Origin of the sequence: Bacillus sp. AFS088145, assembly GCF_002564465.1 — a bacterium.
Lineage (GTDB): Bacteria > Bacillota > Bacilli > Bacillales > Bacillaceae_G > Gottfriedia.
Map to the genome: position 1 here is coordinate 43,022 of NZ_NUUX01000043.1, position 12,928 is coordinate 55,949.

The window sequence follows — 12,928 nt, forward strand, 5'->3', positions numbered from 1 at the left end:
TCCTTTAAAAATTCCCAAAAATTGGAGGCGTTATTTTTGTCACAACAATTGATTAATAAAATTGCATCTGATTTATCGATTACTACAAAACAAGTAGCTACCGTAATTGAATTAAAGGAAGAAGGAAATACGATTCCCTTTATTGCCAGGTATCGAAAAGAAAAAACGGGTTCTCTTGATGAGGTGCAAATTCATTCCATTTTAGAAAAATATGAGTATGCTGTAAATCTTCAAACGAGAAAAAATGAAGTAATCCGTTTAATTGAGGAAAAAGGGAAACTGACTGAAGACTTACGTAAAAGTATTACATTAGCTACAAAGTTACAAGAGGTTGAAGATTTATACCGACCATATAAAGAAAAAAGAAGAACTCGTGCTACAGTTGCAAAAGATAAAGGGTTAGAACCTTTTGCAGAATGGTTATTTTCAATGCCAAATGAAGGTTCACTTGCGGATGAAGCGTTAAAATACATAAATGTTGAACTTGAAGTTAATACAGTTGATGAAGTTATTCAAGGTGGAAAAGATATTATTGCGGAATGGATTGCAGATGATGCTACTTATCGCAAGTGGATTCGTGAACTTACCTTCAAAAAGGGAACGATTGATAGTTCGGTAAAAGACTCCGAAAAAGACGAGAAAAAAGTATACGAAATGTATTACGAGTACACTGAACCAATTTCGAAAATTGTTCCACATAGAATACTAGCAATGAATCGTGCTGAAAAAGAAGATATTTTAAAGGTTGCAATTCAATCTCCTTTTGATGAAATTATTTTATATCTAGAAAAAAGGGTCATTACAAAGGACACTTTTGTACGAGCAATCTTAATGGAAGTCGTTGAAGATGCATATAAAAGATTAATTCAGCCTTCAATTGAAAGAGAGATTCGTAAAGAATTATCCGAAAAAGCTGATTCACACGCAATTAATATTTTCTCAGAAAACTTACGTTCATTATTACTGCAACCACCATTAAAAGGGAAAATCGTGCTAGGAGTAGATCCTGCATTCCGTACAGGTTGTAAGTTGGCAGTAGTAGACGAGACGGGTAAAGTACTTAAAATAGATGTGATTTATCCTCATCCTTTCAGAGGTGAAAGAGAAGAGGTTCAAAGAAATAAAAGAGAACAAGCAGTTGCAAAAATTAATGATATTCTAATCAAATATAAAATAGAAATGATCGCAATTGGAAATGGTACAGCTTCGAGAGAAACAGAGCTGTTTATATCTGGAATTTTAAAAGAAATGAAAAATAATACTTACTATGTAATCGTAAATGAAGCTGGTGCAAGTGTTTATTCAGCATCTGAGTTAGCAAGAGAAGAGTTCCCAGATTTCCAAGTAGAGGAACGAAGCGCAGTATCAATTGCAAGACGACTACAAGATCCGTTAGCAGAACTAGTAAAAATTGATCCTAAATCTGTTGGGGTAGGATTATATCAACACGATGTATCTCAAAAGAGCTTAAATGAATCATTATCATTTGTCGTTGAAACTTCTGTTAACCAAGTTGGTGTAAATGTAAATACAGCATCAGTTTCACTACTTCAATATGTATCGGGATTGTCCAAAACAGTAGCGAAAAATATTGTTAATTACCGTGACGAAAAAGGGAAAATTACAAACCGAAAAGAGCTTAAAACAATACCGAGATTAGGCGCTAAAACATATGAGCAATGTATTGGATTTTTACGTGTTCTTGAAGGAGATGAGCCTTTAGACCGTACAAGTATTCACCCTGAGAGTTACGTACAAGTAAAAAAATTATTAAAGCAATTAAATTTCTCAACGAGTCAAATTGGTTCAAATGAATTGAAAGAACAGTTAAAAACGATTAATTTAAAAGAAGTATCAGAACAACTAGATATTGGTGAAATTACGCTAAAAGATATTTTAGCATCATTAATGCAACCTGAAAGAGATTTACGAGATGAATTAGCTGCGCCAATCCTTCGCCAAGATGTTCTTCAAATTGAAGACCTAAAAATAGGGATGGAACTTGAAGGAACAGTAAGAAATGTTGTCGATTTTGGTGCATTTGTTGATATTGGATTAAAGAACGATGGCCTTGTTCATATTTCTAGAATGAGTAGCAAATTTATTAAGCATCCGCTTGATGTTGTATCAGTTGGTCAAGTAGTAAAAGTATGGATTGCTGAAGTAGACCAAAAGAAACAAAGAGTAGGTTTATCTATGCTACCAATTGAATCGAAAGAAATCGTCAAAGCTTAATTTTTTGATAGTAAAACCAACATTGATTCAATAGTTTAATTTGATAACGGTTTTTTTCATAAAATGCTTTTTGAATTTGAGATTTAAGCCAACTAGGCATTGCCATGATGAAAACCTCCAACTTAAAAATCTTCGCCCATCTTTTTTTGAGGATGGGCGATGAAATAAATGAGTGAGGGGTAACCTTCCGATACATTGTATAAAAAGGATAACTGTATTGTTCATTTTGATAGTAAAAATTACGCCGTTGTAGAGAGATTTACTAAGAGCAGCCCATTTAGCATAAATCGTACTAATAAGATCTTTTGAAATTCTCATTTGTAAGTTTAATGTATGCGCATACCCAAGAATTTGTGAGTTGTTCAGTTATAATAAAGAAGAAAAAAAGGATGGCGATTCATAAATGGATAATGAGGAGATACAAAAACTGGTTGAAGAACTATCAATCACTTATTTCGATCGACCATTTCTCCACCAAGCTTCTTTCAATACTAGATTGAGGACAACTGGTGGTAGGTATTTATTAAAAACAAGTAATATCGAATTAAATAAGTTTTATTATGAAGAACACGGAATTGAAGAGTTAAAGGGGATCATATTACACGAGCTATGTCATTATCATCTTCATATTATGAAGAAAGGATATAAGCACGAAGATAGAGATTTTAAAGAGCTATTAAAAAAGGTAGGTGCTCCTAGGTATTGTAAACCACTAAATTCAATAAAAAAAAGAACGCATTCTTATAAGTATAAATATAGATGTTCAGGGTGTGGGGAAGCTTTCTTAAGAAAAAGAAAAGTGGACATAAGCCGCTATGTATGTGGACTATGCAAAAGTCCATTAAAACTATTATAAATAGTGTTGACATCTAATATGCATTTAGTTTATATTAATACTTGTCATCACGTTTTAGCACTTGATGAAAAGATTAGTATTTTTCCGCAGTAGCTCAGTGGTAGAGCACTCGGCTGTTAACCGAGTGGTCGTAGGTTCGAACCCTACCTGCGGAGCCATTATTATAGAGAAGTACCCAAGTGGCTCAAGGGGCGCCCCTGCTAAGGGTGTAGATCGTTTACGCGGTGCGAGGGTTCGAATCCCTTCTTCTCTGCCATATTTAAGGCCCGTTGGTCAAGCGGTTAAGACACCGCCCTTTCACGGCGGTAACACGGGTTCGAGTCCCGTACGGGTCACCATTTTATCCTGGAGGATTAGCTCAGCTGGGAGAGCACCTGCCTTACAAGCAGGGGGTCGGCGGTTCGAGCCCGTCATCCTCCACCATTAACTTCATATGGTCCCGTGGTGTAGCGGTTAACATGCCTGCCTGTCACGCAGGAGATCGCCGGTTCGATCCCGGTCGGGACCGCCACTATTTACTACAAATTGTAGTATTTTTTTCTTTATTTGGAGAAAAATAGTTAGGGTGGGTTTTTGGAGTTAGATCTTAAATGTTTTAATTGTCGGATTGTTTTTTATCTTGAGGGGTTAATTCTAGAAGTAGAAGCAAAACAACATAAAAAAAATCCTGCGGAGTGGGTTCATGATGTTAATTCGCATTCTACAATAAGAAATGTAATGAAATGTCGGATTGTTTTTATCTTGAGGAGTAAATTCGAGGGGTTAAAACATTACAACATAAAAAAAATCCTGCGGTGGAACTTCATGTAGCAAATTCGTACTTTAGGTAAAGATGAATTTCGTAATTGTCGGATTGTTTTTTATCTTGAGAGGTTGATTCAAGAGGTTGAAACAATACAACATAAAAAAAAATCCTGCGGTGCAGGTTCATGATGTTAATTCGGAGGAGTTAATTCATGGTGATAAATCAATGGGCTATAGCCAAGCGGTAAGGCAACGGATTTTGATTCCGTCATGCCCTGGTTCGAATCCAGGTAGCCCAGCCATTTTAGTTTTGAATAAATATGTTTAAGGTAAGGGGATTGGCTTTTATCTTAGACGCGATCGTGTAGACAGTGAGTTGGTTTAAAAATATTTGGTATTTAGTTATACTTGTAATATCTTTATATTATGAGCCATTAGCTCAGTAGGTAGAGCATCTGACTTTTAATCAGAGGGTCGAAGGTTCGAATCCTTCATGGCTCACTTTTGTTTATTCGCGGTCGTGGCGGAATGGCAGACGTGCTAGGTTGAGGGCCTAGTGGAGGTTTCTCCGTGGAGGTTCAAGTCCTCTCGGCCGCATCAAATTATATATATAGTAATAAGGCTTCTACGTAATGTAGAGGCCTTTTTTGTGTTTAAAAATTGTCTGACTTTTATAGACTGGTTGGTCAAGGTACTAGACTTCGTAGGATTCAAAAATGAATATTAAAAATTTTTAAAATTTATTGTATTTTATGTTATTCTTGATTATAATACAAAGCATAACAAATGAAATGACTTTAAGGGAAAGGAGGTAATCAATGAAAATAGCAGGGATGAATATTACATTCAAGCATTACCCTACCCTATATTTTTTGGATTGTATGGACCAATTAGGAATTAGTAGCATTGAATTATGGGCTGGTGAACCACACCTCTATGTTTATAGAAACTTGCTTTGCAATTTGAGAGAGATAAAGAAAGAAATTAAAGCTAGAAGTATGGAAATAGTCTGCTATACTCCAGAACAATGCATTTATCCTTACAATCTCGCTGCTTCAGATCCAAATTGGCGGAAAACGAGTATTGATTATTTTATTGAAAATATTCACTCTGCTGTGGAATTAGAGACGGATAAGATGTTAATTACTTCAGGGATAGGAGATTTCTCCCTAACAAAAGAGGAATCGTGGAATTATGCAAGTGAATCAATCTATCAAATCACAAAAGCGGCGGAGCACGAGGGTATCACTCTTGCACTAGAACCATTAACAAGATTCGAATCTAATTTAATTATTGATACTCGAGGATTAAAGAGAATGATTGAAGAGATAAAGTCCCCTAATCTAAAAGGGATGATTGATATCGTTGCAATGAACTTGGCTGGTGAAACACCAGATGATTATTTTTTATTGCTTCCTGAGTTATGTCATTTCCATTTAATAGATGGAGATAGCAAGACAGATTCTCATCTTGCTTTAGATGATGGTAATTTACAATGGAGAGAATATGTGAAAAGCTTGCAAAAGCACCAATACGATGGGGCATGCACTCTTGAAATTATGGGGTCTACTTACTATCAAAATCCACTAGATGCTGTAAAAAAATCCTTAGTGAAACTAAATGAATTAGGAATTGTATAATCTAAAAATTTGGAGGAGCCCTTTATGAGTAATACTACGCTTACACGAAAGCTCGGATTTTGGTCGGCATTAGCAATTGCTGTTGGTACGACTGTAGGATCAGGTATCTTTGTCTCGTCTGGTGATGTAGCAAAAGCAGCTGGAACCCCTTCTATTTCTATTTTAGCATGGATTATTGGCGGTATTATCGCTATTCCGCAAGTAATGGTTCTTGCTGAATTATCAACAGCCTATCCTGAAAATGGAAGCGGTTACGTCTATTTGAATAAAGCAGGCTGGAGACCTTTAGCCTTTTTATATGGATGGGCAACATTTTGGGCGCTTGATCCACCATCTATTTCTATTATGGCTCTAGCAGTAGTTTCATACTTGGCAAGCTTTTTCCCATTCTTCTCTGGAGTTGCTGGCAAGTTGTTAGGGGTAGCGATAATTTTAATCATAACTTCAATTCATTATCGAAGTGTAAAAGAGGGCGGGCTTTTTCAAGTGATTATTACCGCCGTGAAAATCATTCCGTTCATTATTGTTATTGTTCTAGGTTTAATGTATATGCACCCGGGGAACTTCTCTTATACACCTCATGGAGAAGTGGTAAAAACAAGTCTAATCGGCGGTGTCTCTGCCACAACTTGGGCCTATACCGGTATGGCCGCCATTTGTTTTATGGCAGGTGAATTTAAAAATCCCGGAAAAACGCTACCTCGTGCACTGATTAGCGCTGTCTTTATTGTATTAATCTTATATACATTGCTAGCAGTCTGCGTAATTGGATTAATGCCTTTTAGTAAATTGATGGGTTCTAGTGCAGCTGTTTCTGATGCGGTTAAGTATATACCGGGACTATCTCATATTGCTTCTTCGTTTGTTGCGATTACTGCAATTATAGTCATTTTAGGATCATTAAGTTCCTGTATCATGTTTCAGCCTAGGTTAGAATACGCGATGGCTAAGGACGGGCTGTTTTTCCAGCGTTTTGGTCGTGTCCATCCAAAGTATGAAACACCAAGTTTTTCAATTATTGTTCAAGTAACCTATGCATGTATTCTAGTTTTTGCAACTAATTTAACGACTTTACTAGGCTATTTTACATTAATTCAATTAGTGATTAATATTTTGGATTTTGTAGCGGTTTATAAATGCCGTAAGAGGGAGGACTATAACCCGATTTACAGGATGCCACTGTGGAGACTAACGACGATTTTAGCAATTATTGGAGCTTCTTGGCTTGCTTGGGGTACGTTTACTTGGGCTCCGTGGCAAGGGATGGTAGCTGCATTCATTGTTATCACTACCGGACTACCTGTTTACTTTTACTGGGAAAAACGATACGGGCCGAATAAGAAAAATGACGGTAATCTAGTAAAAAAGAAGAATTCATTTATTTCAGGAAGCTAGTGTACTTTACTAGCTTCTTAATTTTTTAAAAAGGATTGCATTATTTGTTATATTTAATTATAATACAAGACATAACAAATATATTTTAGGGGGATCTAACCATGTTAAAATTTGATGAAGCGTTATTTTTAAAACTTGTAGAAAATGAAGGACTTACGTTTAGAAGTAAAATTGAGGATATCGTCGATTCAATCTGTCAAAAAGGTTACAGCAATCTTTTCCTGATTGGTGCTGGAGGAACTATTGCAATGATGTATCCTTATAAATATATTTTAGAATCAAACTCAACGATCAATGTACATGCCGAAATCGCAGCCGAGTTTATGGTCATGAACAATAAGCACTTTTCAAAGGATTCCGTATGTGTTTTCACCTCAGTTTCAGGGACAACGCAAGAAACTGTTGCGGCGGCAGAGTTTTGTAAAGAAAGAGGGGCTACTACAATTGCATTAGTAGCGGAGCCAAATACGCCATTAACGGAGGTAGTAGATTACTGTATTACAACCGGATCGGAAAAACATTCCTTTGATACGTTCTTTATGCTGTTGTACATGGTAGTATTTCGCTTCATGTATAATAACAATGAATTTCCGCAATATGAACAGTTCACAAAAGAAGTTTCCTTGTTGCCACAAGCTATTTTAGCTGCCGTAAAAGACTTTGATAAAAAGGCTGAGGAATTTGCTATTAAACATAAGGATACTGATTATCATATGATGGTAGGCTCAGGTAACTTATGGGGTAACACTTATTCATACGCAATGTGTATTTTGGAGGAAATGCAATGGATTCATGCAAAATCCATCCATGCAGCGGAGTTTTTTCATGGTACGCTTGAGCTAGTAGTTGAAGATACCAGTGTTATTTTACTTAAAGGTGAAGATGAAACAAGACCATTGATGGAACGTGTTGAAAGGTTTGCCGAAAAAATTACGAATCAATTAACTGTTATTGATACAAAGGACTTTGAATTGCTAGGTATTAGTGAGGAATTTAGAAAACACTTTTCTGTTAGTATTAACTGGGCAGTTTTAAGTCGAATCAGTGTTTACCTTGAAAGGGAAAGAAACCACTCATTAGACCTAAGAAGATACTACCGCAAAGTAGAATATTAAAAGATTGAATGGGCACTACATAGTAGTGCTCGTTTCTTAGATTAAAAAGAAGGTTGGCGATTAGATGAGAATTGTTACAGCAGGCGATAACTGTATGGATGTCTATCTTGCAGACGAGGAAGTGTATCCCGGAGGAAATCCGGTAAATGTTGCTGTCTACTTAAAAGAGTTAGGGGCGGACTCTACTTATATCGGCTGGGTTGGAAGTGATTCCTTTGGTGAACAAATGATTAAGTCGATTCAAAGTAAGGGTGTCGATACATCGTTTATATCTAAAAAGATAGGAAAAACAGCGGTTACCCATGTTGAATTGGTTAATAATGACCGCCATTTTGGAGCTTACGATGAAGGAGTAATGGCTCAGTTCACATTATCTGATGAAGAACTGGAGTTTATTCAAACCTCACAACTTGTCCACGCTGGCATATGGGGACATGTTGAGGAGTATTATCCATTTTTTAAACAAAAAGGGTTGCTTACTGCATTTGATTTTTCAGACCAGTTAGAGCACGATTTAGTAAAGACACTACCTAGTTATGTGGACTATTCCTTTTTTTCTTATAAAAAGGATGATGAATTTATCAGAGGATTTTTAAAGGACGTAAAAACACAAGGTTCCAAGATTGCTGTTGCTACGCTTGGAGAAAATGGATCTTTAGCTTTCGACGGGAAACATTTTTATCAATTTGGAGTATTGGAAGATAATGTTGTAGATACGATGGGAGCAGGAGATTCTTTCATAGCTGGTTTTCTTTATGGTACTTTACAGGGTCTTTCGATCCAACAGTGTTTGGAATTAGGGACAAAAACGGCTGCAAAAACAATTGGCTATTTCGGTGCATGGTGACGTTAACTAGTCGGCAGTGTATAATAATGTTGAAAAACATTGACGGATAGGATGAAAATTATGAACCTAAATTCTTCAACCCCACAGCCTCTCTATATGCAGATTAGGCAAATGCTACAGAATGATATTCAACAAGGGAAATATAAACCAGATCAACAGATTCCCACAGAAGCTGAGCTTTGTGAAACGTATAATGTTAGTCGAATCACTATTCGAAAGGCCATTGAGGAATTAGTGAAGGATGGTACTTTAACACGCATACCACGCAGGGGGACGTTTGTAGCTTCGAATAAGTTTAATAATGAACTGTTATCTGTAAGTGGATTCTCGGAGTTTAGTCACCAACTAGGGATGATTCCAAATTCCCGAATCCTTAGAAGTGAAGTCATCCCGGCATCAAAGGATGTTGCAGAACATCTTAAAGTTGAAGAAGGAAGTCGCGTACTAGAGCTTGAGCGACTCATGTATGTGAACGACCGTCCACTTTTTTATGATATTGCACATTACTCACTAATTCGTTTTCCTGATTTGGAAAAGAAAATTGCAATAGATGAATCCACATATAAAGTTCTGTCAAAGGCCTATAATACAGAAATCCTAAGCAACGATAAAATCATCGACGTAATCGGTGCGACAAAAGTATATGCCAATTACCTTGAATGCGATATAGGAGCCAATCTTTTTAAAATCCTAAAAATCGCCTATGATTCAAATGAGGAACCAGTCCACCTTTCGACTTTTATGTGTGAAACAAGTAAAGTAACCTTAACCGTTCATCGGACAAAATAGAGATAATGCTATTTTAAATGGAATACATATTTTTATAAAAAAACTCACTTTTGATTCTATTCAAAAGTGAGTTTTAGCATTAATAATTTGCAGGATTTACCTGGATAGCTTTAAAGTTTTGATTATTATCTGAGTAATGCCACCATTCTTTAGAATAGCCTACAAAACCTACTTGTCTCATTGCCTTATCCATAATTTGATAACTCTTTTCCTGTACGCTGTTTCGTTTATAGCTTCGAGATGCTCGTGAAGAAAAATCATCGAATTTAGATTGCATTTGTACTTCTTTGCCATCTAAAGTACATAGTGTAATATCCACCGTTGCGCCAAGTTGGTGTCCGCGGATATTTTTAGGATCAGGTTTAGCTACATAATTCGAATTAGGATATGCGTTCCAAAGTGTTTGTTGTGCAGATAATGGACGATAAGCATCCCATACTTTAATTGTATATCCTTGTTCTTTAAGTATTGCGTTTGCTTTTGCTAATTTTTTTGCTGTACTTGTCCGAAGTATTGCTTGACTAAAATTATAAATACGTTTGCCAGTAAAGTTATTGTTTGTGTTATATTTCAAGTCAACAATAATACTTTTATCTAATGATTTAACGTTATTGAACTCCGCCATCACATATTTTCCATTTATAAATCCTGTTGTTTTTTTAAACTTAATTTTATACCATCCATTGGAGTGTTTATTAATAACCGTTAAAAGTTGGCCTTTTTTAACTGAACCCATCGACTTATATGATGTACTAGGCCCACTACGGACATTTAATTTATTTACAGTTACAGTATAAACTTTATTTGCTGCATAGGTAGAAGTTGGGTTTGTAAAGAAACTTATCGATAGAAATGAAAGAGTTAAAAAAACTACAAATAACTTCTTAATAATTCTCATATTTCACCTTCTTTGATATTTTAATAATCTGTTCCCTATAACCATTTTATTCTACAGAAAAGCGCACATCACCTTTCATTTTGAAACTAGAAAGATAAAATAAAAAACATTACCGTTAAGTAATGTTTTTATTTACAATATTGGAGATAAGAGGCGTGATATTGCTTCTTTTAACTTGATTATGACTGATCGCTCTTGATATTTTTCAATCGTAAGTTCACTACTATGATTACTATCAAGTAAAAAAAGATTTTGTAGCTCAGAAGCTTTTTCTTCTGAATAAGTAATCGCGTTTATTTCAAAGTTTAATTTAAAACTTCGTGTATCAATATTCGTAGTTCCTACTGAAGCTACTTCATGATCAACAACGATTGTTTTAGCATGTAAAAAACCATTCTCGTAAAGTAATATTTTTGCGCCATACGACAAAAGTTCCCCAGCGTACGATAGAGATGCCCAATACACGAATGGGTGATCAGGTTTACTTGGAATCATTATTCTTACGTCGATACCGGATAAAATTGCGATTTTGCACGCATCCATAATGCTTGTATCTGGAATAAAATACGGTGTTTGAATATAAACACATTTTTTGGCAGACATAATTAACTTAACATACATGTTTTTTAAGTGTTCTGTTTCTGAATTTGGTCCACTTGCAACTATTTGGATAGGGGTACTTCCGATATTTTTTTCATTATTAAATGAGAATTCTTCTATATTATGTAGAGGTTGATTAGTAGCTTGTTGCCAGTCTAAAATAAATCTACCTTGAATTTGGTTAACGGATTCTCCCGTTATACGAAAATGAGTGTCCCTCCAATAACCAAATTTTTGATCAATACCAAGATATTCATTTCCAATATTGAACCCTCCTATATAAGCAATTTTCCCATCAATAATACACAGTTTTCTGTGATTCCTATTATTTAATCGAAAATTGATGAGTCTTAAAAATGAAGGGAAGAAAGCTCTTACCTCACCACCATGTTTAACAAGTTCTTTGAAAAAAGAAGGGGTAATTCTTTTAGAACCTATGTCATCATACAAGACTCGTACTTTCACACCTTCTTCTGCTTTTTTTGAAAGTTCATCTCTAAGTTTCTTTCCTAACGAATCACGCTGGATGATATAGTACTGAATATTAATCTCTTTTTGGGCAAGTTGTATGTCTTTGAAAAGAGAATTAAATTTTTCGTGTCCATCTCGAAAGGTTTGGATCTCATTATCTGTCGTTAATAAAGCGTTAGCCGACTTTAAATTCATCATAATTAAATGTGAATGCTTTGATAGTAGCTCATCTTGACGAAAACTTTGATCAGTATGAATTTTATTAGCTTGGTCCGTAACCGCCAATTGAAGATAAGTTCTTTCTTTAGCCGATAGATGGTAGAAATTCTTTTGTTTTAGCTGCCTACCTAAAAATAAATATAGTAAAAATCCCACTATAGGTATAAAAAATAAAATCATTAGCCACGCCCATGTGGCGACAACATCTCTTTTTTCAATAAATACTAGTACACCTGCTAGAAGTATATTGATGATAAGGAGGATTGTAAGAAAATTATTAATATCCATTTTTCACACGTCCTATTAGTTAAATTATCTTATTTTAGTTTAATATCTTTTTTAATACTCATTAATAATATTTTTTATTTAGTAAGAACAAAGTATTCGAGAACACTTCAGTAACTCTAAAAAACAGATATATTATATATACCAATTCTTTCTCGTTAAAATATCAAAAAATGAAACATAGAACTTCTTTATGAGAAAAAGGAGTAGCTCTACTTTTAACAGGGCCTGTCCTTAAATTGTACTATAGTAAGTCAGTTATTGTTACGTAGTACTTTGTCAGAAACATTAAATATGTACTGATTAAAGCTACATTAATAACTTAAAAAGGCTCTTAAGCCCAGTAAAATCCAATGTGTAAATAAACTCTTGAATTTTTTGATTGAAAAGTGTTGACATTGAATGTTCGATGCTTTAATATAGTTTAAGTCACGTCAGACAAGTTAACGAAGTCAACGAAAGCTTATCGTAGTAAGCTTTTAAAGTTAAAAAAACTTTTAAAAAAGTGTTGACATAAACAGTTGGATGTTATAAACTGTAAAAGTCGCTAACGAAGACGACACACTTTACAATATGCGCCCGTAGCTCAATTGGATAGAGCGTTTGACTACGGATCAAAAGGTTATGGGTTCGAGTCCTTTCGGGCGCGCCATATTTCGGGAAGTGGCTCAGCTTGGTAGAGCACCTGGTTTGGGACCAGGGGGTCGCAGGTTCAAATCCTGTCTTCCCGACCATTTCGCGGGTGTAGTTTAATGGTAAAATAGAAGCCTTCCAAGCTTCGGTCGTGGGTTCGATTCCCATCACCCGCTCCATTATGAACTTTGAAAACTAAAC

The 12,928-nt window shown here is 35.4% G+C and carries 10 protein-coding genes and 11 tRNA genes; 18 read left to right on the forward strand and 3 right to left on the reverse strand.

Features of this window, described 5'->3' with window-relative positions:
• Positions 1-36 precede the first annotated feature (36 nt).
• Positions 37-2,235 (forward strand): Tex family protein, encoded by a 2,199-nt coding sequence (locus tag COI44_RS21230; protein ID WP_286164032.1) that lies wholly within the window; start codon positions 37-39, stop codon positions 2,233-2,235.
• Here the strand turns inward: COI44_RS21230 and cmpA are convergent.
• Positions 2,225-2,335, reverse strand: coding sequence for a cortex morphogenetic protein CmpA (gene cmpA, locus COI44_RS21235; protein ID WP_088014579.1), 111 nt, complete (start codon positions 2,333-2,335; stop codon positions 2,225-2,227). The genes COI44_RS21230 and cmpA overlap by 11 nt on opposite strands.
• Positions 2,336-2,638: 303 nt before the next feature.
• Between cmpA and COI44_RS21240 the strand changes: the two genes are divergently transcribed.
• The 14 genes from COI44_RS21240 to COI44_RS21310 all read left to right on the forward strand — a co-directional run bounded on the left by COI44_RS21240 (position 2,639) and on the right by COI44_RS21310 (position 9,621).
• Complete coding sequence (locus COI44_RS21240) at positions 2,639-3,091, forward strand: SprT family protein (RefSeq protein ID WP_098429688.1); 453 nt, start codon at positions 2,639-2,641, stop codon at positions 3,089-3,091.
• 83 nt (positions 3,092-3,174) lie between these two features.
• Positions 3,175-3,249: transfer RNA gene (locus tag COI44_RS21245), tRNA-Asn, on the forward strand.
• 7 nt (positions 3,250-3,256) lie between these two features.
• A tRNA-Ser gene (locus COI44_RS21250) sits at positions 3,257-3,347 on the forward strand.
• Between the two features lie 7 nt (positions 3,348-3,354).
• A tRNA-Glu gene (locus COI44_RS21255) sits at positions 3,355-3,429 on the forward strand.
• 9 nt (positions 3,430-3,438) lie between these two features.
• A tRNA-Val gene (locus COI44_RS21260) sits at positions 3,439-3,514 on the forward strand.
• A gap of 12 nt (positions 3,515-3,526) precedes the next feature.
• Positions 3,527-3,602 (forward strand) — tRNA-Asp (locus COI44_RS21265).
• Positions 3,603-4,062: 460 nt separating this feature from the next.
• Positions 4,063-4,137, forward strand: a tRNA-Gln gene (locus COI44_RS21275).
• Positions 4,138-4,263: 126 nt separating this feature from the next.
• Positions 4,264-4,336, forward strand: a tRNA-Lys gene (locus COI44_RS21280).
• Positions 4,337-4,349: 13 nt separating this feature from the next.
• Positions 4,350-4,432, forward strand: a tRNA-Leu gene (locus COI44_RS21285).
• Between the two features lie 221 nt (positions 4,433-4,653).
• Positions 4,654-5,475 (forward strand): sugar phosphate isomerase/epimerase family protein, encoded by an 822-nt coding sequence (locus tag COI44_RS21290; RefSeq protein ID WP_098429690.1) that lies wholly within the window; start codon positions 4,654-4,656, stop codon positions 5,473-5,475.
• 24 nt (positions 5,476-5,499) lie between these two features.
• Positions 5,500-6,870 carry an amino acid permease gene (locus COI44_RS21295; RefSeq protein ID WP_098429691.1) on the forward strand — a complete coding sequence of 457 codons (1,371 nt, stop codon included), beginning with the start codon at positions 5,500-5,502 and terminating at the stop codon, positions 6,868-6,870.
• Positions 6,871-6,971: 101 nt separating this feature from the next.
• Positions 6,972-7,985: an SIS domain-containing protein gene (locus COI44_RS21300; RefSeq protein WP_098429692.1), complete on the forward strand. Its 1,014-nt coding sequence runs from the start codon at positions 6,972-6,974 to the stop codon at positions 7,983-7,985.
• Between the two features lie 64 nt (positions 7,986-8,049).
• Complete coding sequence (gene frlD, locus COI44_RS21305) at positions 8,050-8,832, forward strand: fructoselysine 6-kinase (RefSeq protein ID WP_098429693.1); 783 nt, start codon at positions 8,050-8,052, stop codon at positions 8,830-8,832.
• 60 nt (positions 8,833-8,892) lie between these two features.
• Positions 8,893-9,621, forward strand: coding sequence for a GntR family transcriptional regulator (locus COI44_RS21310; protein ID WP_098429694.1), 729 nt, complete (start codon positions 8,893-8,895; stop codon positions 9,619-9,621).
• Between the two features lie 79 nt (positions 9,622-9,700).
• Here the strand turns inward: COI44_RS21310 and COI44_RS21315 are convergent, their stop codons facing one another.
• Both COI44_RS21315 and cls read right to left on the reverse strand, forming a co-directional pair.
• A complete protein-coding gene (locus COI44_RS21315; protein WP_098429695.1) occupies positions 9,701-10,519 on the reverse strand; it encodes a M15 family metallopeptidase in 819 nt (272 codons plus the stop codon).
• A 132-nt stretch (positions 10,520-10,651) separates the two neighbouring features.
• Complete coding sequence (cls, locus tag COI44_RS21320; protein WP_098429696.1) at positions 10,652-12,097, reverse strand: cardiolipin synthase; 1,446 nt, start codon at positions 12,095-12,097, stop codon at positions 10,652-10,654.
• A 572-nt stretch (positions 12,098-12,669) separates the two neighbouring features.
• On the opposite strand from cls, the gene COI44_RS21325 reads away from it, so the two are divergent.
• The 3 genes from COI44_RS21325 to COI44_RS21335 all read left to right on the forward strand — a co-directional run bounded on the left by COI44_RS21325 (position 12,670) and on the right by COI44_RS21335 (position 12,906).
• Positions 12,670-12,746: transfer RNA gene (locus COI44_RS21325), tRNA-Arg, on the forward strand.
• Between the two features lie 5 nt (positions 12,747-12,751).
• Positions 12,752-12,828: transfer RNA gene (locus tag COI44_RS21330), tRNA-Pro, on the forward strand.
• Between the two features lie 4 nt (positions 12,829-12,832).
• A tRNA-Gly gene (locus tag COI44_RS21335) sits at positions 12,833-12,906 on the forward strand.
• Positions 12,907-12,928: the final 22 nt, after the last annotated feature.